The 17,981-nt window shown below is 71.3% G+C and carries 17 protein-coding genes; 9 read left to right on the top strand and 8 right to left on the bottom strand.

Annotated features, from left to right (window positions below):
- Position 1: 1 nt before the first annotated feature.
- The 4 genes from P0084_RS09530 to P0084_RS09515 all read right to left on the bottom strand — a co-directional run bounded on the left by P0084_RS09530 (position 2) and on the right by P0084_RS09515 (position 3,547).
- Positions 2-520, bottom strand: coding sequence for a TRAP transporter small permease (locus tag P0084_RS09530; RefSeq protein WP_308916608.1), 519 nt, complete (start codon positions 518-520; stop codon positions 2-4).
- Entirely contained in the window at positions 513-1,148 is a 636-nt protein-coding gene (locus tag P0084_RS09525; protein WP_308916607.1) for a helix-turn-helix domain-containing protein, read from the bottom strand. The genes P0084_RS09530 and P0084_RS09525 overlap by 8 nt, the downstream gene beginning before the upstream one ends.
- A gap of 13 nt (positions 1,149-1,161) precedes the next feature.
- Positions 1,162-2,280, bottom strand: coding sequence for a C4-dicarboxylate TRAP transporter substrate-binding protein (locus P0084_RS09520; protein ID WP_308916606.1), 1,119 nt, complete (start codon positions 2,278-2,280; stop codon positions 1,162-1,164).
- 247 nt (positions 2,281-2,527) lie between these two features.
- On the bottom strand, positions 2,528-3,547 hold the full coding sequence (locus P0084_RS09515; protein WP_308916605.1) for a hypothetical protein: 1,020 nt from the start codon (positions 3,545-3,547) through the stop codon (positions 2,528-2,530).
- Positions 3,548-3,656: 109 nt separating this feature from the next.
- Here P0084_RS09515 and P0084_RS09510 point away from each other — a divergent pair, with 109 nt between their 5' ends.
- Together P0084_RS09510 and P0084_RS09505 are read left to right on the top strand one after the other, a co-directional pair.
- Positions 3,657-4,856 (top strand): glycosyltransferase, encoded by a 1,200-nt coding sequence (locus tag P0084_RS09510; protein WP_308916604.1) that lies wholly within the window; start codon positions 3,657-3,659, stop codon positions 4,854-4,856.
- An 18-nt stretch (positions 4,857-4,874) separates the two neighbouring features.
- Positions 4,875-5,909, top strand: a complete 1,035-nt coding sequence (locus P0084_RS09505) for a glycosyltransferase (RefSeq protein WP_308916603.1) — start codon at positions 4,875-4,877, stop codon at positions 5,907-5,909.
- On the opposite strand, the gene P0084_RS09500 is transcribed toward P0084_RS09505, so the two are convergent.
- Entirely contained in the window at positions 5,867-6,553 is a 687-nt protein-coding gene (locus P0084_RS09500) for a TetR/AcrR family transcriptional regulator (RefSeq protein WP_308916602.1), read from the bottom strand. The two genes, P0084_RS09505 and P0084_RS09500, sit on opposite strands and share 43 nt — an antisense overlap.
- Positions 6,554-6,779: 226 nt before the next feature.
- Between P0084_RS09500 and P0084_RS09495 the strand changes: the two genes are divergently transcribed.
- Entirely contained in the window at positions 6,780-8,282 is a 1,503-nt protein-coding gene (locus P0084_RS09495) for an aldehyde dehydrogenase family protein (RefSeq protein ID WP_308916601.1), read from the top strand.
- Position 8,283: 1 nt separating this feature from the next.
- Complete coding sequence (locus P0084_RS09490; protein ID WP_308916600.1) at positions 8,284-9,891, top strand: GMC family oxidoreductase; 1,608 nt, start codon at positions 8,284-8,286, stop codon at positions 9,889-9,891.
- A gap of 151 nt (positions 9,892-10,042) precedes the next feature.
- On the opposite strand, the gene P0084_RS09485 is transcribed toward P0084_RS09490, so the two are convergent.
- A complete protein-coding gene (locus P0084_RS09485) occupies positions 10,043-11,020 on the bottom strand; it encodes a hypothetical protein (protein WP_308916599.1) in 978 nt (325 codons plus the stop codon).
- A gap of 207 nt (positions 11,021-11,227) precedes the next feature.
- On the opposite strand from P0084_RS09485, the gene P0084_RS09480 reads away from it, so the two are divergent.
- Positions 11,228-11,500 carry a hypothetical protein gene (locus P0084_RS09480; RefSeq protein WP_308916598.1) on the top strand — a complete coding sequence of 91 codons (273 nt, stop codon included), beginning with the start codon at positions 11,228-11,230 and terminating at the stop codon, positions 11,498-11,500.
- A 109-nt stretch (positions 11,501-11,609) separates the two neighbouring features.
- Here the strand turns inward: P0084_RS09480 and P0084_RS09475 are convergent, their stop codons facing one another.
- Positions 11,610-12,428 (bottom strand): aldo/keto reductase, encoded by an 819-nt coding sequence (locus P0084_RS09475; protein WP_308916597.1) that lies wholly within the window; start codon positions 12,426-12,428, stop codon positions 11,610-11,612.
- A 121-nt stretch (positions 12,429-12,549) separates the two neighbouring features.
- Between P0084_RS09475 and P0084_RS09470 the strand changes: the two genes are divergently transcribed.
- Entirely contained in the window at positions 12,550-14,130 is a 1,581-nt protein-coding gene (locus P0084_RS09470; protein WP_308916596.1) for an acyl CoA:acetate/3-ketoacid CoA transferase, read from the top strand.
- On the top strand, positions 14,127-14,900 hold the full coding sequence (locus P0084_RS09465) for an enoyl-CoA hydratase/isomerase family protein (protein ID WP_308916595.1): 774 nt from the start codon (positions 14,127-14,129) through the stop codon (positions 14,898-14,900). Before P0084_RS09470 ends, P0084_RS09465 begins: the two co-directional genes overlap by 4 nt.
- A 19-nt stretch (positions 14,901-14,919) precedes the next feature.
- Here the strand turns inward: P0084_RS09465 and P0084_RS09460 are convergent, their stop codons facing one another.
- Positions 14,920-15,933: an aldo/keto reductase gene (locus tag P0084_RS09460; protein WP_308916594.1), complete on the bottom strand. Its 1,014-nt coding sequence runs from the start codon at positions 15,931-15,933 to the stop codon at positions 14,920-14,922.
- Positions 15,934-16,040: 107 nt separating this feature from the next.
- Here P0084_RS09460 and P0084_RS09455 point away from each other — a divergent pair, with 107 nt between their 5' ends.
- Together P0084_RS09455 and P0084_RS09450 are read left to right on the top strand one after the other, a co-directional pair.
- Positions 16,041-17,207, top strand: coding sequence for an acyl-CoA dehydrogenase family protein (locus P0084_RS09455; protein WP_308916593.1), 1,167 nt, complete (start codon positions 16,041-16,043; stop codon positions 17,205-17,207).
- A complete protein-coding gene (locus P0084_RS09450; protein WP_308916592.1) occupies positions 17,204-17,956 on the top strand; it encodes a 3-ketoacyl-ACP reductase in 753 nt (250 codons plus the stop codon). The genes P0084_RS09455 and P0084_RS09450 overlap by 4 nt, the downstream gene beginning before the upstream one ends.
- The last annotated feature ends 25 nt before the right edge of the window (positions 17,957-17,981 follow it).

Raw genomic sequence — 17,981 nt, 5'->3', positions numbered from 1 at the left:
CCTACAGCGCCCTTCGCGTCTGGACGGCCCGGGCCGCGTTGGCGATCACCGCCAGCAGGATCCCCAGCCAACCCAGCGGCAGCGCCCACCGCGCGGGCCAGATGAAGAACACGAAGTTCGCCATCACCGTTTCCGCCTGCGCCGTGGCGCGCCATGCGTCCTGAACGGACTGGTACAGCAGGACCCCGAAATACGCCGCCGCCATCGCGCAGGCCGCCAGATAGAACGCCAGCTGCACGCCGGCGGGCATGCGCTGCACGAACAGGTCCACGCGGATATGCTCACGCCGCAGCTCGACATAGCCGAAGGCCAGCATGACCAGGACCACCATGTAGTAGTACGACACGATCTCGACGGTCCCGATCAGCGCGCCGTTGGCCAGCGCCCGCCAGGCCACGTCGATCGTGACGTGCGCCATCATCGCCACCACAGCGACGGCGGCCACGACCACGAAGGCGCGGTTCGTCCAGACCGCGACCCAGGCCAGCGGCCCGTGGGACGGTTCCGCGACATCATCCATAGACGGCATCCACGCGGTCGGCGGTGATGCCCAGATCCCGCATCGCGTCCTTCCAGAAGGCAAGCGCCTCGTCGAGGATCTCCGGATCGTCGCGCCAGATGGTTTGCGTCGCCATCCCCCGCAGCAGGCACAGCGTCGCGGTGAACGCGGCCCCGTGGCGCGGCGACGTCCGGCCCAGCCGGACGCGGACCAGCTCGTCCCAGATCGCGCGGCTGGCCTCGTTGAAGTCGGGCGCCACGGCGCGCAGCACGTCCAGGATCGCCGCATCCGTCCGCGCAGCGTTCACGAACTCCAGCGAGATCATGTAGAGCGGACCGGAGAAGCGGCCCCACAGCCGGTCGATCAGCCCGTCGAAGTCCAGCCGCCCCGCGGTCACGTCCCCGGCCAGGCCGCGCATGTGCGCGACCTCGCGCACCAGCAGGTCGCGCAGGGCTTCGCGCAGCAGATCCTCCTTCGCGGGGAAATGGTGCAGCAACGCGCCGCGCGACACCCCGGCCCGTTCGGTCACGAGGACGGTCGTCGTGTCGCGCAGGCCACGCTCCAGGATGCAGGCCCGCGTGGCGTCCAGGATGCGGGCGCGGGTGCGGCGCGACCGTGCCGCACCCGGACCGGGGGCGTCCGCCAGCACGGCGGGTCCCGCTCTATTCCACGCCGTAGGTTTCGGGGTCGATCTTGTCGTAGATTTCCGTCATCGCCAGCTCAGCGATGGCCTCCGGGTCGGTCCGGTCGATCTCGTCCAGCAACCCCTGCCACCGATCGTAGGTCGCGCGGAACTCGTCGATCAGCTCGCGGCCGTTCGACAGCCCGTAGCGGTCGGCGGCCATCTCGTAGGCCATGTCGATGGCCTGGGCGCGGAAGTCGTCGGCCGACTGCGCCAGATCCTCCGCCGGTTCGTGGATGGTGTTGCCCCGCTCCGCGGCCGTGACCAGCGCGGCCTCGGCGTTGGCGATGTAGTTGACCATCATCGACCCGATCGTCTGCGCCGTCGCCTCCATCAGGACGGAACGGTGCTCGGGCGACAGGGATGCCCAGAACCCGGGGTTGAAGCCCCATTGCGGCCCCGAATAGTACATCCCCGTCGGCAGCACGGTCGTATGCTCGGCCACCTCCCACAGGGACCGGTCGATCAGGTCGCTGGCCGCGTTCGACGCGCAGTCCAGCGTCCCCCGCTCCAGGCCGGTGTACATCTCGGACGACGGCACGTTGACCGGCACGCCGCCGGCCGCCTCGACCCACAGCGACACCGTCGATCCGGCCGTGCGGATGCGCTTGCCCTGGAACTCGTCCAGGGTGCGGATCGGCTCGCGGCAGAACAGGATGTAGGGCGGCGTGGCATAGCCCCCCAGATAGACCATCCCCTTGTCGCGCCATTCCTGCAGCTGGTCCTCGTTCGTCATCGAGAACTCGGTGACGGCCAGGATCGCGGCGAGCGGGTCGTCGTAGTTGAAGCCCAGCTCCTGCACCGCGTTGGCGACGGGCAGCTCCGACGGGGTATAGACGGCGGCGTGATGGGCCACCTGGACGATGTTGTCGCGCACGCCCTGCATCGACGCGCGCGGCGCCAGGAGGACCGTCCCGGTATAGACCTCCGGCGCCAACTCCCCGTTCGAAAGGTCCCGGACCCGCTCGGCCCATTCGGTATAGCCGTACTTCGAGAAGGGGGCCTGGGCGGAATAGAAGGAGTTGGCGATGAACTCCACCTGAGCCTGCGCGCCGGTGGCGGCAAACAGGGCGGCGGCAACGATCGCGGTCGGTCGCATGGTCTTCTCCCCATCGTGATGTCCTTGCGATGACGCTAGGTCCGGACGGCGAAACGGTCAACGCTGACTGTTTTCCCTCCGACGGGCGGCATGGAGGATCCGGCTCCGCGGGGATGCAGGGGCCCGCGGATGCGGCACCCTGCCCGAACGGACGCCGATCGCGGGATGGCGGCGTGCCGCGACCGGGAACGCGAGGTCGGCGACGGAGGCCGGCACGCCCCGTGGGCGGAGCGGCACCGTCACCCCGTCACTCCCCCTCCGCCTCGGCCGCCGCCAGCGCCATCGCGGCATCCGCGTGAAGCCATGCGAGTGTCGATTCGGCCCCCTGGTTCACGCTGATACCCTGCGGGTCGATCCCGTCGCGGCAGCCGCCCCCGGGCGTCGCCAATGGTTGGCCGGCGTCGTTCTCGCCCAGGAACCAGGCATGCGCCCGGCGGGCCTCCTCCCGCCACCGGGGATCGCCCGTCACACGGGCCGCGGCGAGCGATGCCTCCACATGGGCCCATGCGTCGAGCGGCTGCTGCGCATGGAGCGCCGGCGCGCCTTCCCGTCCGTACCCCCACGAGCCCGGTGGCCGGAACCGGCCATCCGGACCCCTCTGGATGTCGGACAGCCAACGCATCGCCGCCAGGCCGGCATCGCCCAGGGCGGGCACCCAGCGCGACCCGTCGAGCGCGCCCTGCGCGAGCCTGGGACTGTCGTAGGCCAGATACGGCTCGAAGAACGGATGGGCAGGCGAAGCCGCCGCCGCCCAGCAATCCTGCAGCCGCCGCGCCAGCGGAGACGCCAGCCCGTCCGTGTGGTGATCCAGCCGCTCCGCCCGCCGCAACGCTCCCAGCGCCCAGGCCCAGCCGCGCGGGGATTGCAGGCGTCCCGCGATCGGCAGCGCTTCGCGCAACAGATCGGCGGCCCAGCCCGAGATCCCCTCCCCCAGCGACGACGTCGCCGTTTCGGCGAGGGCCAGGAGCGTGCGGGCCGACGCGTCCTCGTCCTCGTCCCCGATCCAGCGTCGATCGGCGGTCATGAAGTTGCGGAACGCCCCCGCCTCCCCGTCCCACGCATGGTCCGTAAAGCCGGCATAGACCGTGGCCAGGCGTCCAGGGACCGGATCTACGGGATCTAGGCGGGCGCGCCGGGCGCAGAACCACAGCGCGCGTGCCACGTCGTCCAGGCAATATCCATGGCGGCGGTCCGGCACGGCGTGGCGGGCGTGCTGCCAGATGCCGCAGCCATCGGTTAGGCGGACCAGGTGTTCGAGCGGAACCATGCCAACGAGTTAGCGTGGCGGGGAACAATCCCAAACCGGAACTTGTTCAACACGCTCAGAGGCATGGCCGTCCATGGGACCCCGGATCGGCCGCCGGTACGGAGCATACATGCAGAACGATTCTCGACCCGACGCCGCTTCCGTTCGCCGGGGCGGCCTGCGCATCGCCTTGGTCGGCAACCACCCCCCGCGACGCTGCGGGATCGCGACCTTCACCCGCGACGTCGCCGCGGCGCTGCGCGGCGCCGGCCATCGGGTCCACGTCACCGCGATGGTGGAACCTGGGGCAACCCACCGCTTCGGTGGCGCGGTCGACCGGACGGTCGATCAGGGGGACCGGGCGTCGCATGCGGGGGCCGGCGCAGCCATGGCCGCATGGGGGCCGGACGTCGTCCTGGTGGAGCACGAGTTCGGCATCTACGGCGGCCCCGCCGGGGCCTGGCTCCTCGACCTGCTCGACGCGGCGCGCACGCCCGCGGTGGTCCGCCTCCACACCGTGCTCGACGCCCCCGACCCGGCGCAGGCCCGGGTGATGACGGGCCTGGCCGCGCGGGCGGGGGCGTTCGTGGTGATGGCCCGACACGGGCGGGACATCCTCTGCAACGCCCGCCCCGACGGACCGGAGGTCCACGTCGTGCCCCATGGGGTGCCGGACCGGCCGCTCGTCCCGGCCCGTGACATGCGCGCGCGCCTGGGTTGGCTGGAAAGACCGACCATCATGACCTTCGGCCTCCTGTCGCCGGGCAAGGGGATCGAGATGGTGATCGACGCCCTTCCCGCCATCCGCGACCGGGTCCCGGCGGTCCGGTACGTCCTGGTCGGTGCCACGCATCCCGCCCTCGTGGCGACGGAAGGCGAGCGATACCGCGACGCGCTCCGGGCCCGCGCGCGGGCGGGCGGCGTGCAGGACGCGCTGGAGATGGTGGACCGCTACGTCGCCGACGACGAGCTCTGCGACCTCCTGCAGGCGGCCGACCTCTACGTGACGCCCTATGCCAACCCCGCGCAGATCACGTCGGGGACCCTGGCCTACGCGCTGGCCTGCGGCGTGCCCACCCTGTCCACGCCCTATTGGCATGCCCGCGAGGTGCTCGCCCCCGAATGCCTCGTCCCCTTCGGCGCGCCGGACGTGCTGGCGAATGCGGCCGCATCGCTCCTCGGGGACGACCGGCGGCGCCAGGCCCTGTCCGAACGGTTGTGGCACGCCCATCGCGGCGCGACCTGGCCCCGGCACGCCCGCGCGCTCGAACGCACCTTGCGGCGGGTGGCGCGGCGGGACGCGGTGCCGGACCTCCACGCGGCGGAGTAGGGTTCGGTGCGGATCGGGATGATCGCCCCGATCGCGTGGCGCTGCCCGCCCGCAGCCTATGGTCCGTGGGAGTCCGCCACCAGCACCCTAACGGAGGCGCTCGTGACGCGCGGGCACGACGTGACGCTGTTCGCCGCCAGCGGGTCCCGGACGGCGGGCCGCCTCCACGTGACGGCCCCCCACCCTTACGAGGAGGCGCCGCTCGACGTGAAGGTGTGGGAGGCGATGCATCTCGGCGCCGCCGCGCGGCTGGCGGCCGAGGGCGTGTTCGACGTGGTCCACGCGCAATGCGACTTCCCCGCCCTGCCCTTCGCCCCGATCTTGCCTGTGCCGATGGTGGTCACGCTGCACGGCCTGGGCCCGCCCGAGGTGCGCGAGGCCACGCTGCCGATCTGGCGGGCCTATGCGGACGCGGCCCACTACGTCGCCATATCGGACGCGGACCGGGATCCGTCCCTGCGATACGCGGCGACGATCCACCACGGGATCGACCCGTCGCGATGGCCCCCGGCCGACCCCGGGCCCGATGCCCCGCTGGCGTTCTTCGCGCGGTCCCATCCGGAAAAGGGTCCCGGCGCGGCCATCGCGGCGGCACGCGCGGCGGGACGGCCCCTTCGGATGGCGGGCATCGTCGCGGACCCGGACCACCACCGGGCGGCGGTGGAACCCTGGATCGACGGCGATCGGGTGCAGTGGCTCGGGCCCCTCGCGGGGGCGGCGCGCGCGCGGTTCCTCGGGGGTGCGTCGGCGCTCCTGCACCTCATCGCCTTCGACGAGCCGTTCGGACTCTCGGTCGCGGAGGCGATGATGTGCGGCACCCCCGTGGTGGCGACGCGGCGCGGCTCCATGCCCGAGATCGTGGAGGACGGCGTCACCGGCGTCCTCGTCGACCATCCGGACGAAGCGCCCGCCGCGATCGCGCGGGCGGTGCGGATCGACCGCCGCCGCTGCGCGGCCCGCGCGCGCGAACGGTTCTCGGCCGCCACCATGGCGGCCCGCTACGAGGCGCTCTACGCGTCCGTCGTGGCCGCGTCGCCGGTCCCGCGGGGCTGACCGGCCGCGTCCGCCCGAACCAGGCGCAGGATCGTCTCCACGTTGAAGGCGATGCGCTCGTCCAGGGCCGCCTGCGTCATGAACGGGCGTTCGAACAGGTACTCGCCCGTGTGGCGGTTCGTCAGATAGTAGTAGCCGATCGCCGCGATCGTGATGTTCAACTGAACCGGATCGATACCCGGCCGCATGGACCCCTCGGCGACGCCCCGCCGCAGGATCGCGCCCGTCAGTTCCGTCAGCCCGCGCGACGCGTCGTGCAGGGGCACGGATCCCTCGATGTGCCGCGCGCCGTGCAGGTTCTCGCTGTTCACCAGCCGGATGAACTCCGGGTTCTCCAGATAGTACCGCCACGTGAACCGGACGAGCTGCTCCATCGCCGCCAGCGGGGGCAGATGCTCCAGGTCCAGCGCGCGCTCGGCCGAACGGATCGCGAGATACGCCTCCTCCAGGACGGCGCGGAACAGCGCCTCCTTCGACCCGAAATAGTGATAGATCATGCGCTTGTTGGCTTCGGCGCGCTCGGCGATCAGATCGACCCGCGCCCCGCCGAGACCCACCCGGGCGAACTCCTCCTTCGCGGCGTTCAGGATGCGGCGGCGCGTGGCGTCCGCGTCGCGCGCGCGTGGTTGCGGCGATCCGTCCATGGCTGTCCTGCCCTCCCGACCGGCGGGGTCGCGTCCCGACGCATAGCAGACTTGACACCTGCGGAAAACAGCAAGTAACCACCCAGTGCGTTATGGCGGAGCCGTCCCCCCGTGCGCGGCGGAAGGGGTGTCATGCCGTTCACCGAGACGCTCGTGGAACGGCGGACGGTCCCGCGGCGCGCCTGACCCGCCTTCCCATACCGACATCGACGCCCGGGAGCCTTCCATGGACCAGCAGACAACCCGCCTATCCCTCCCGTCCGAGCCGCGGACCTTTGGCTTCCACGTGGATGGCCGCGACGTGCCGGCGGGCGAGCGGGAGGTGTTCGTCCGCCATTCCCCCGCCCACGACGTCCCCGTGACGCGGACGGTCGCCTGCACGCCCGCCGACGTGGACGACGCCGTGGCGGCGGCGCGCGCGGCCTTCGACGACCGCCGCTGGGCGGGCCTGGGCGGGGCGGACCGCGCCGCCGTGCTCCTGCGCGCGGCCGCCCTGCTGCGCGAGCGCGTGGACGAGATCGCGTATTGGGAAACGCTGGAGAACGGCAAGCCCATCGCACAGGCGCGGGGCGAGGTGTCGGGCTGCGTCGGCATGTTCGAGCTGGCCGCGGGCCTCGCGCGCACGCTGCACGGCGACACGTTCAACAATGTCGGCGACGACGCCCTGTCCCTCGTCATGCGCGAGCCCGTCGGCGTCGTAGGCGTCGTCACGCCCTGGAACTTCCCGTTCCTGATCCTGTGCGAGCGGGTCCCCTACATCCTCGCCTCCGGCAACGCCGTCGTCGCCAAGCCGTCCGAGTTCACCTCCGCCACCACGCTGATCCTGGCCGACATCCTCCGGGCGGCCGGGCTGCCCGCGGGCGTTTTCAACGTGGTCACGGGCACCGGACCGACCGTGGGCCAGGCGATGCTGGAGCATCGGGACGTCGACATGGTGTCCTTCACCGGCTCCACCCGCACGGGCCGCGCCGTGGTGGAGGCGTCGGCTCGGTCGAACTTCAAGAAGCTGGGGCTGGAGCTGGGGGGCAAGAACCCGCAGATCGTCTTCGCCGACGCGGATCTCGACGACGCCGCGGACGGGGTCGCGTTCGGCATCGCGTTCAACTCCGGCCAGTGCTGCGTGTCGGGATCGCGCCTGATCGTGGAACGCGCCGTCGCCGACGCGTTCGCCCGGAAGGTCGCCGACAAGCTGGCCCGCATCCGCACCGGCGACCCCCTCGACGAGGCGACGCAGGCGGGCGCCATCACCACCGAAGCGCAGAACCGCGCCATCCTGGACTACATCGAGAAGGGCAAGGCCGAGGGGGCCACCCTCGCAATGGGCGGCACGGCGATGGATCTGGGCCGGGGCCGCTTCATCGCGCCCACGGTCTTCACGGACGTCACCCCCGACATGACCATCGCGCGGGACGAGATCTTCGGCCCCGTCCTGACGATCCTGCCCTTCGACACCCTGGACGAGGCGGTCGAGATGGCGAACGACACCGAATACGGCCTGGCCGCCTCCGTCTGGTCCAAGGACATCGACACCGCGATGGCCGTGTCGCGCCGCGTGCGGGCGGGACGGTTCTGGGTCAACACGACCCTGGCCGGCGGGCCGGAGCTTCCGATCGGCGGCTTCAAGGCGTCCGGCTGGGGCCGCGAGGCGGGCATGATGGGCGTAGAGGAATACACCCAGGTCAAGTCCGTCCACATCGCGTTCGGCCCCCGGCAGCACTGGATCGACTGAGGTGGCCGAAGGCTACGACACCATCGTCGTCGGCGCAGGGTCCGCCGGCTGCGTGCTGGCCAACCGCCTGACGGAGGACGCCGACCGCCGCGTCCTGCTGCTGGAGGCCGGGCCGCGCGACGGCCATCCGCTGATCCACATGCCGGTGGGCTTCGCCAAGATGACCGACGGCCCGCTCACCTGGGGCTTCCGGACCGTCCCCCAGAAGCACGCGGACGACCGCGAGATCCCGTATGCGCAGGGCCGCGTCCTGGGTGGGTCGTCCTCGGTGAACGCGCAGGTCTACACCCGCGGCCACCCGTCCGACTACGACCGATGGGCTCGGGACGAAGGCGCCGCCGGATGGGGGTGGGACCAGGTCCGCGACTACTTCCTGCGGTCCGAGGGCAACACGTTCCTCGCGGGCGACTGGCACGGCACCGAGGGGCCGCTGGGGGTGTCGAACCTCCACTCGCCCCAGCCGATGACGCGCGCCTACGTGCAGGCGTGCCAGCAGGCGGGCATCCCGTACAACCCCGACTTCAACGGGCCGCGGCAGGCGGGATGCGGCGTGTACCAGACCACCACGCGCGACGGACGGCGCTGCTCGGCGGCCACCGCGTACCTCAAGCCCATCCGCGAGCGCGCCAACCTGACCGTCCGGACGGACGTCCTGATCGAGCGCGTCGCGATCGCGAACGGCCGCGCCACGGGGGTCGAGGTCTTCGACGGCCGCACCCGCCGCAGCCTCGCCGCGTCGTCGGAGGTGATCCTGACCGCCGGCGCCCTGGGATCGCCGAAGCTCATGATGCTGTCCGGCCTGGGCCCCGCCGCCCACCTGGCGGGGCACGGCATCGCGGTGCGGGCCGACCTGCCCGGCGTGGGCCGGAACCTTCAGGACCATTTCGGCATCGACATCGTGGCCGAGCTGACCGGCCACCAGTCGCTCGACCGCTACAGGTCGTGGTGGAACGCGGCCCTGGCGGGCATCCAATACTACGCGTTCGGATCGGGGCCCGTGACCTCGAACGTCGTGGAAGGGGGCGCGTTCTGGTATTCGGGGGGCGCGGACGACCCGGACGCCGTGCCGGACCTTCAGTTCCACTTCCTCGCCGGCGCGGGGGCGGAGGCCGGGGTCCCCTCCGTCCGGCCGGGCAGCTCGGGCGTCACGCTCAACAGCTACAACGCCCGCCCCAAGGCCCGCGGCACGGTGCGGCTGCGCTCGGACGACCCGGCCGCCCCCGTGGTGGTCGATCCCGACTTCCTGGGCCACCCCGACGACCTGGCGATCTCCGCCGAAGGCGTGCGCCGAAGCGTCGAGATCTTCTCGCAGCCCGCGATGGCCCGGCACGTCCGCGCCATCCGCCACCCCGACGGGGCGATCCGCGAGGCGGGCGACTACGCCGCCTATGCCCGCCGGTACGGGCGCACGTCCTACCACCCGACCGGCACCTGCAAGATGGGCACCGACGACATGGCCGTGGTGGACCCCCAGCTCCGCGTCATCGGCATCGATGGCCTGCGCATCTGCGACAGCTCCGTGATGCCCAGCCTCGTCGGCTCGAACACCAACGCCCCCACCATCATGATCGCCGAGAAGGCCGCCGACCTGATCCGCGGCAACCGCTGAAGGGTCGGGTCCGAGGAGGCCGCCCCGAGCTCTCGATCCGGCGGGAAGGCGATACGGCGAGGGGCATCCCGGTACGGGCGTCGCGGGCCCGGCCCCTCCGACCGGCCCCGAGCCTAGCCCCCGACCCACCGCGTGCGTCGGGGGCATCGCTTCAGCTGAACCCCGTCTGATGCACCGTCAATCGCGCGATGCTCCCCGCCGGGTCGTCCTCCACGCTCATCCACTCGTCGTCGTAGGCGCGAAGACGGGCGTCGGGCCAGTTCTTGTTCGTGAAGAACACGTCGTCGGTCGATGCGACCGGCTTGTCGGCCGCGCCGGGTACGTGGATGCGCCAGATCTGCTTGTCGTGCCCCTTGCGCGCCTTGTCGTAGTACGCCCACCCCTTCTTCGACGAGTAGAGCTGGTTGTACCCCTCGTCGGTCGTGTCGAGGGTGATGATCCGGACATAGTCGCCGGATCGGAGCGCGCGCTTCGGCTTGAAGGGCGTTTCCGGCTGCCCGTCCGCTTCGACGCGGACGACGATATGCTTCTGCGCGCTCGCGCCCAAGTTGGCGGCGGGCCAGTTCTTCGCCGAGACCGGCGTGGCGAGCCAGCGGGACCCGAACAGGATGCTGACGGTGGACATCGCCATCAACAGGGTCTTGTCCGGGTTCTCGAACTCCACCACGCCCTTGCCGTTCACCACGACGAAGTTCTGCGTCGCCACGTCGAAGGATTGGTTCTCCGAATAGATCGTGTCCCCCTCCTTGATCAGCAGGAAGTACTGCTTCGCCGACGCCTGGATCGCCAGGTCGTATTGCGTGCCGGGTGGCAAACGGAAGCCGCTCACCTCCGGACCGGTCTGGACCGCGAACTCCTGGTCGGAGGACGCGGATCGCTGCGATGCCGTTTCCGACGATCCGCCCCCCTTGACCGTGATGCCGCCCTTCTTTCCGGCGGTGACGTTTCCGCCGACCGTCGTGGTGGTTTCACCGTTCACTCCGATCTCGCTGTTCCAGGACGAGCTTTCGCTGTCGGACGAACTGTTCGCGCGGCTCTGCCGCTTGACCTGGATGCGATCGCTCGAGACCGCGACCCAGATGTCGATCTCGCGTTCGTTGCGGACGGTTATGAAGTTCGAGGTTGCCATCGTTCTATCCCTTCCTGGTGACGATGGGACGGTCGTGGCAGATCATCGGACGGAGCGATGTGAACGCGATCACAGGAACGTCGGCCGGACCTCTCGCCCGTGACGTCCCGGGAGAGGGTCGCCCGGGGCGTCGCCGACGGTCGAAGCCTGGACGGCAGGATCGGGGAGGATCAAGGGGTGGATAGATCGAATGCCCATGCCCGTTCCATGAAAGCAGCTCCACGCATCGCCCTGCTCGTCCTCTCGATGGTCGCGGGAGGGCTCGCAGGGTTCTTCGGCGGCGTCGTCGCCCTGCACACATTCTGGCCGATGGTCGGCGTCGTCCCGTTCCTGGACTTCGTTCTCGCATCGATCCTGTCGGCCACCTCGGTCGCAGCCCTGTACCGCCGGGCATCCGTCTGGCTCGTCACGCCCCTGATCGGGCTCGCCGCAGGGGCGTGGATCGTCGCATGGCACTTCGGGGGATACGTCAGCATCTGAACGGCGCGCGGTCGGGGCCACTGCGCCGTATGTGTTCGGCGAGGCAGTCGCGCAGGGTGCGAGCGTTCTGGCGTCCTCCACGATACCGTCGCCCGGCGACCGCCCCCGGTCAGTCCCAGTCCGGCGCCCAGGGCACCTGGCCCGACCCCACGACACGGTGCCCGGTCCGGGTCAACCGCTCGATCCGGGCCATGTCCACGTTGGACAGTGTGAAATTCATGACGTCGAAGTTGGCGCGGATGTTGTCGGGGTTCGTGGACATCGTGTTGACAGACACGCCCTTCTGCAGGATCCAGCGCAGCACCACCTGCCCCGCCGACTTGTCGTAGGCCGCGCCGATGGCGGCGAAGTCGGCATGCTCGAACACCGCGCCCCGCGCGACGGAGGAATAGGACGACAGGGGGATTCCCACCTCCGCCGACCCGGCCAGAAGGACGTCCTGGTTCAGCAGCGGATGGAACTCCACCTGGTTCGTCACCAGGGGCGCGTCGATCGCGGCCGCCGCCTCCCGCATCATCGCGACGGTATAGTTCGACACGCCGACGTGGTCGGCCAGACCCGCGTCCCTGGCCCCCTGCAACAGCTCCAGCGATGGTGCCACGACCCCGTCCGCGGGCGGCCAGTGCAACAGCAGGACGTCCACGCGGTCCAGCTTCAGCGCCGTCAGGCTGCGTTCCACGGATGGCACGAACCGGTCCGCGGCGAAGTTGTCCGGATGCACCTTCGTCGTGACGCACAGGTCCCCCCGCGCCAGGCCGGTCGCGCGCAGGGCGTCGCCCGTCTCGGCCTCGTTGCCGTACATCTGCGCGGTGTCGAAGGCGCGGTACCCGACCTCCGCCGCCGTCTCGATCGCCCGGCGCGCCGTGTCGCCGGTCAGGGGGAACGTGCCGAAGGCCCGCTGGAACGACTTGGTGTAGTAGATGCTCATCCGCCCATCGTAACCGCCCGGTTACTTCATGCCCAGCGTCCTCCGCGACCCGGGTTGATCGCGCCCCTCGCCCACGGCATAGACCAGATAACCGATTGGTTACTTGGAAGGAGGGCTCGGCGTGTCCAAGCAGACGAGCGCGGCCGACGCGGTGGCCCGCATCCCCGACGGCGCGGTGGTGGCGGTGAACTCGTCCTCGGGCCTTTGCTGCCCCGACGCGGTGCTGGCGGCGATCGGCGCGCGGTTCGACGCCGAAGCCCATCCCCGCGACCTGACCACCATCCATCCCATCGCTGCGGGCGACTTCTTCGGCATCGAAGGGGTCAACCACATCGCCAAGCCGGGCTGCCTGGCGCGTATCATCGGCGGGTCCTATCCATCGGGCCCCACGAAGGCCGAGCCGCCCGCGATCTGGCAAATGATCACCGGGAACGCGATCCCCGCCTACAACGTCCCGTCCGGCGTCGTCTTCGACATGTTACGCGAAGCGGGGGCCCACAGGCCCGGCGTGTTGACCAAGGTCGGCCTCGACACCTTCGTCGATCCCGAAGGCCCGGGCGGCCACGGCTGCGCCATGAACGACGCCGCGCGCGCCGCGCCCATCGTGCGCCGGCAGGACTTCGACGGCGAGACGTGGCTCTACTTCCCCGCGATCGCGCCCGACGTGGCCATCGTCCGGGCCACCACGTCCGACACGCGCGGCAACCTGTCCTTCGAGGACGAGGGGGCGTATCTGGGCGCGATGGAGATGGCGCTGGCCGCCCGCAACCGGGGCGGGCTGGTCATCGCGCAGGTCCGCCGCGTCGCGGCCGACGGGTCGATCCGCCCCAAGGACGTGCATGTGCCCGGCATCCTGGTCGACTGCGTGGTCGAGGCACCGGACCAGCTTCAGACCACCGCCACCCCCTACGACCCCGCCATATCGGGCGAGCTGATCCGCCCGCTCGACGGCTTCGCGCGGATGGAGTTCGGCGTCTCGAAGGTCATCGCGCGCCGCGTCGCGCGCGAGATGCGCAAGGGCTGGGCCGTCAACGTGGGCTTCGGCGTGTCCGCCAACGTCCCCCGCATCCTCCTGGAGGAAGGGCGCCACGGCGACGTCACCTGGGTGATCGAGCAGGGCGCCGTGGGGGGCATCCCGCTCCTGGACTTCAAGTTCGGGTGCTCCGCCAACGCGGAGGCCTTCGTCGCCTCGCCCCACCAGTTCGCCTACTTCCAGGCCGGGGGCTTCGACTGCTCGCTCCTGTCCTTCCTCGAGATCGGGGCCGACGGGTCGGTCAACGTGTCCCGCTTGAAGGCCACCCCCCACCGCACGGCGGGCGCGGGCGGGTTCGTGGACATCACCGCGCGCGCCAAGCGGATCGTCTTCTCGGGCACCTTCGGGGCGGGGGCCAGGATGGACGTCGCGGACGGTCGCCTGAGGCTGGACGCGCCGGGCCGGATCGCCAAGGTCGTCCCCCGGGTGGACCACGTGTCCTTCAGCGGCCCGCGCGCCGTGGCCCAGGGCCAGCGGGTCACCTATGTCACCGAACGCTGCGTGATGGAGTTGCGCCCCGACGGCCTAACGGTGGTGGAGGTGGCGCCCGGCATCGACCTGCAGGGCGACGTCCTGGACCAGGCCGCCACGCCCCTGCACGTCGCCCACGACCTGCGGGAGATGGACGCCGCCCTGTTCCGCCCCGAACCGATCGGCCTGGCCCCATGAGCCGGATCCGCCTGTCGGTCGAGGGGGGCGTCGCGCGGCTGGTCCTGGACCGGCCCGAGAAGCTCAACGCGCTCGACGTCGCGATGGTGGACGAACTGGCGCTCCGCTCCCGCGAGATCGAGCGGTCCGGCGCGGCCGTCGTGATCCTGTCGGGCGAGGGCCGCGCCTTCTGCGCGGGCGGCGACATCGAGGCGTGGTCCGGCGAAGGGGCCGACGCCTTCGGGCGGCACTGGGTCCGCGACGGTCACGCGGCCTTCGACGCCCTGGCCCGCCTCCGGCAGCCGGTGATCGCGGTCTTGGACGGCCACGCGCTCGGCGGCGGGCTGGAGCTGGCCGCCTGCGCCGACCTGCGCATCGCGGAGGCCCACGTGAAGGTCGGGCAGCCCGAAACGGGCCTGGGCATCATACCGGGCTGGTCCGGCACGCAGCGCGCGGTCCGCCGCTTCGGCCCCCAGGTGGTCCGCCGGATGGCCCTGTTCGGCGAGGTGTTCACGGCCACGGACGCCCTGGCCCTGGGGCTGGTGGACGCGGTGGTCGACACCGGCGGGGCCATGCGGGCCGCGGAAGACGCCGCCGCCCGCGTCCTGTGCCGTGGCCCCCGCGCGACCGAGCTGGCCAAGATGATGATCGCCGCCGCGGAGGGCGAGGAGGTCGGCCGCGTCGTCGAAAGCCTCGCCGGCAGCCTCGCCGCCCGCTCAGACGACCTGGCCGAGGGCTTGTCCGCCTTCCGCGCCAAGCGCGCCCCCGACTTCCGGAAGGGGACCGACTGATCCGCCCCGGCCGATCCCGTCACGGCGTCGGCGCGTCCTCGCGCAGCAGGCCCTTCGCCTTCAGGTCCGACCAGAACGCAGCCGGGATCGGGTGCTCGAACCAGGCCAGGTTCTGTTGCAGCTGCTCGACGGTGCGCGTGCCCGCGATGAAGGACGGGATCGCGGGATGCGCCACCACGAACTGCAACGCCGCCGCGGGCAGGGGCACGTCGTGATCGGCGCAGACCGCCTCGATCCCGCGCACCCGGTCCAGGATCGCGGGCGGCGCGGGCGCATAATTGTACTTCGCCCCGTCTCGCGCGCCCGTCGCCAGGATGCCGGAATTGAAGCCGCCCCCCACCACGACCGCCGCGCCCCGCGCCTCGCACAGGGGCAGGAACGCATCCAGCGCGTCCTGCTCCAGCAGCGTGTAGCGCCCCGCCAGCAGGAAGCAGTCGAAGTCGCGCGCTTCCAGGGCGGCATGGCACACCTCCCATTCGTTGACGCCCACGCCGATGGCCCTGACCACGCCTTCGTCGCGCAGGCGCGACAGCGCCCGCCACGCGCCGTCCATCGCCTGCGCGAACACCGCCGACTGATCGTCGCCCCGGGTGAAGACGTCGATGTCGTGGATGAAGCAGATGTCCATCCGCTCCAGCGCGAGCCGTTGCAGGCTGTCCTCGAACGCCCGCATCGTCCCGTCGTAGGAGTAGTCGAACTCCAGGGCGAAGGGGGCCGCGTTGGTCCAGGGCGCGAACTCGATCTCCGCCCGCCTGGTCGGCACCAGGCGGCGGCCCACCTTGGACGACAGCACCAGGGAATCCCGGTCCTTCCAGCGCAGGGCATGGCCCGTGCGCAGCTCGGCCAGCCCGTGCCCGTACATCGGCGCCGTGTCGTAGTATCGGACGCCCGCCTCCCACGCGGTGTCGAACATCGCCTCCGACGTCGCCTCGTCGATCTCGCGGAAGATGTTGCCCAGGGGCGCGGTCCCGAACCCAAAGGCCGTGACCTCCAGGTCGGTGCGGCCGAACGGGACCTTCGTGGATGGCGTCATCGTTCCTCTCCCCACAAGTATCTGCCTGGTTACTTACCGGCCCGCACGAACGGCTGTCCAGAACGATCGCGGTTGACGACCCGCCGCCGGGATCGGTAAGTAACCGAATGGTTACGTCGGGAACGGGAATGCAGCTGGACGACACGCACCTCCAGGTCCGCGACATGGCGCGCGGCTTCGCGAACGACGCGATCCGCCCGATCGCCGAAGCCCTGGACGCGGAGGAACGCTTCCCCGCCGACCTTTACGCCCGGATGGGCGAGTTGGGCCTGTTCGGCATCGCCGTCCCGGAACGGATGGGCGGCCCCGGCCTGGACACCCTCGCCTATGCCCTGGTGATGGAGGAACTGTCGCGCGGCTCCGCCTCCGTCGCGGACCAGTGCGGCCTGGTCGAGCTGATCGCAACGCTGCTCGTGCGGCACGGCACGGACGCCCAGCGGGACCGGTGGCTGCCCGGCGTGATGGCGGGCCGGATCCGCGTCGCCTATTGCATCACGGAAGCCGAAGCGGGGACCGACGTGTCCGCGATCCGCACCGAAGCGGTCCGCGATGGCGACGGCTGGGTCCTCGACGGCAGCAAGATCTGGATCCACAACGCCCCCGTGGCCGATCTGGGCTTCGTGCTGGCCCGGACCGACCGGGCGGCGGGCCGACGCGGCATGTCGATCTTCGCCGTCGACCTCCATGCTCCCGGCGTCGAACGCGGCCCGAAGGAACGCAAGATGGGCCAGCGCGCCAGCCCCGTCGGCGCGCTCGCCTTCACCGGCGTCCGCCTGCCCGCCGATGCGCTTCTGGGGCCGGAAGGCCGCGGCTTCCACATGATGATGAGCGTGCTCGACAAGGGCCGCGTGGGCATCGCCGCGCTCGCCGTGGGCATCGGCCAGGCGGGGCTGGAAGCGGCGGTCGACCATGCCGGCCAGCGCAGGCAGTTCGACCGGACCATCGGCGAGTTCCAGGGCGTGCAATGGATGCTGGCCGACATGGCCGTCGACGTGGAGGCGGCCCGCCTCCTGACCCACGCCGCCGCCGCCCGGATCGACCGGGGCGAGGACGCGACCCGCGCCTGCTCGATGGCCAAGCGCTTCGCCAGCGACATGGCCGTCGCGCGGTCGGCCGACGCGGTGCAGGTGTTCGGCGGGTCCGGCTGCATCCGGGGGTTCGAGGTCGAGCGCCTGTACCGCGACGCGAAGGTCACCCAGATCTACGAGGGCACGAACCAGATCCAGCGGGTGATCATCGCCCGCGACCTCCTGAAGAACGGGGCCGCCGCGTGACGGGCGTGGCCCTGGTCACGGGCGCGGGCCGCGGCATCGGGCGCGCCTGCGCCGAGGCCCTGGCCGCGAAGGGGTTCGCCGTCGCGCTCAACGGCCTGACCCTCGCCGACGTCGCGGAGGCCTGCACGGCCGTGGCCGCCCTGGGGGCCCGCGCGATGCCCCTACCCTTCGACGTGGCCGACCTGTCCGCCCACGACCCCGCGCTGGACGACCTCGAAGCGACGCTCGGCCCCTTGACCGTCCTGGTCAACAACGCGGGCGTGGGCGTGGCGTCCCGGGGCGACCCCCTCGACGTGGGGGAGGCATCCTGGGACCGGTGCCTGACGGTCAACGCCAAGGCGGTGTTCTTCCTGACGCAGGCGGCCGCCCGGCGCATGATCGGGCGCACGGGCCCGCGCTGCATCGTCACCGTCACCTCCGCCAACGCCACCGCCGTGGCGGTGCCCCGGTCCGAATACTGCGCGTCGAAGGCCGCCGCCGCGATGGCGACGCAGGCCTGGGCCGCGCGGCTGGGACCCGAAGGGATCCCCGTCTACGACGTCCGCCCCGGCCTGATCGCCACCGACATGACCGCCCCCGTCATCGCGGATTACGAGGATCGCGCCCGCGACGGCCTGACGCTGATCCCCCGCGTGGGCCGACCGGGGGAGGTCGGCGCGATCGTCGCCACCCTGGCCACCGGCGGCCTGCCCTACACGACGGGCCAGGTGATCCATGCCGACGGCGGTATGCTCGTGCCGCGCTTCTGAACCCGCGACCCCCGATCCCACCCCC

Source organism: Jannaschia maritima (assembly GCF_030973515.1).
GTDB classification, from domain to species: Bacteria; Pseudomonadota; Alphaproteobacteria; order Rhodobacterales; family Rhodobacteraceae; genus Jannaschia; species Jannaschia maritima.
The sequence above is the reverse complement of the archived record's forward strand: the minus strand, read 5'-3'. Positions and strand labels throughout refer to the sequence as shown.

Bases quoted from the DNA above. Each gene is read 5' to 3' on its own strand.
- P0084_RS09520 (WP_308916606.1), bottom strand. From the start codon at position 2,280: ATGCGACCGACCGCGATCGTTGCCGCCGCCCTGTTTGCCGCCACCGGC.
- P0084_RS09505 (WP_308916603.1), top strand. From the start codon at position 4,875: ATGATCGCCCCGATCGCGTGGCGCTGCCCGCCCGCAGCCTATGGTCCG.
- P0084_RS09465 (WP_308916595.1), top strand. From the start codon at position 14,127: ATGAGCCGGATCCGCCTGTCGGTCGAGGGGGGCGTCGCGCGGCTGGTC.
- P0084_RS09510 (WP_308916604.1), top strand. From the start codon at position 3,657: ATGCAGAACGATTCTCGACCCGACGCCGCTTCCGTTCGCCGGGGCGGC.
- P0084_RS09480 (WP_308916598.1), top strand. From the start codon at position 11,228: ATGAAAGCAGCTCCACGCATCGCCCTGCTCGTCCTCTCGATGGTCGCG.
- P0084_RS09455 (WP_308916593.1), top strand. From the start codon at position 16,041: ATGGTTACGTCGGGAACGGGAATGCAGCTGGACGACACGCACCTCCAG.
- P0084_RS09500 (WP_308916602.1), bottom strand. From the start codon at position 6,553: ATGGACGGATCGCCGCAACCACGCGCGCGCGACGCGGACGCCACGCGC.
- P0084_RS09460 (WP_308916594.1), bottom strand. From the start codon at position 15,933: ATGACGCCATCCACGAAGGTCCCGTTCGGCCGCACCGACCTGGAGGTC.
- P0084_RS09475 (WP_308916597.1), bottom strand. From the start codon at position 12,428: ATGAGCATCTACTACACCAAGTCGTTCCAGCGGGCCTTCGGCACGTTC.
- P0084_RS09485 (WP_308916599.1), bottom strand. From the start codon at position 11,020: ATGGCAACCTCGAACTTCATAACCGTCCGCAACGAACGCGAGATCGAC.
- P0084_RS09495 (WP_308916601.1), top strand. From the start codon at position 6,780: ATGGACCAGCAGACAACCCGCCTATCCCTCCCGTCCGAGCCGCGGACC.
- P0084_RS09530 (WP_308916608.1), bottom strand. From the start codon at position 520: ATGGATGATGTCGCGGAACCGTCCCACGGGCCGCTGGCCTGGGTCGCG.
- P0084_RS09515 (WP_308916605.1), bottom strand. From the start codon at position 3,547: ATGGTTCCGCTCGAACACCTGGTCCGCCTAACCGATGGCTGCGGCATC.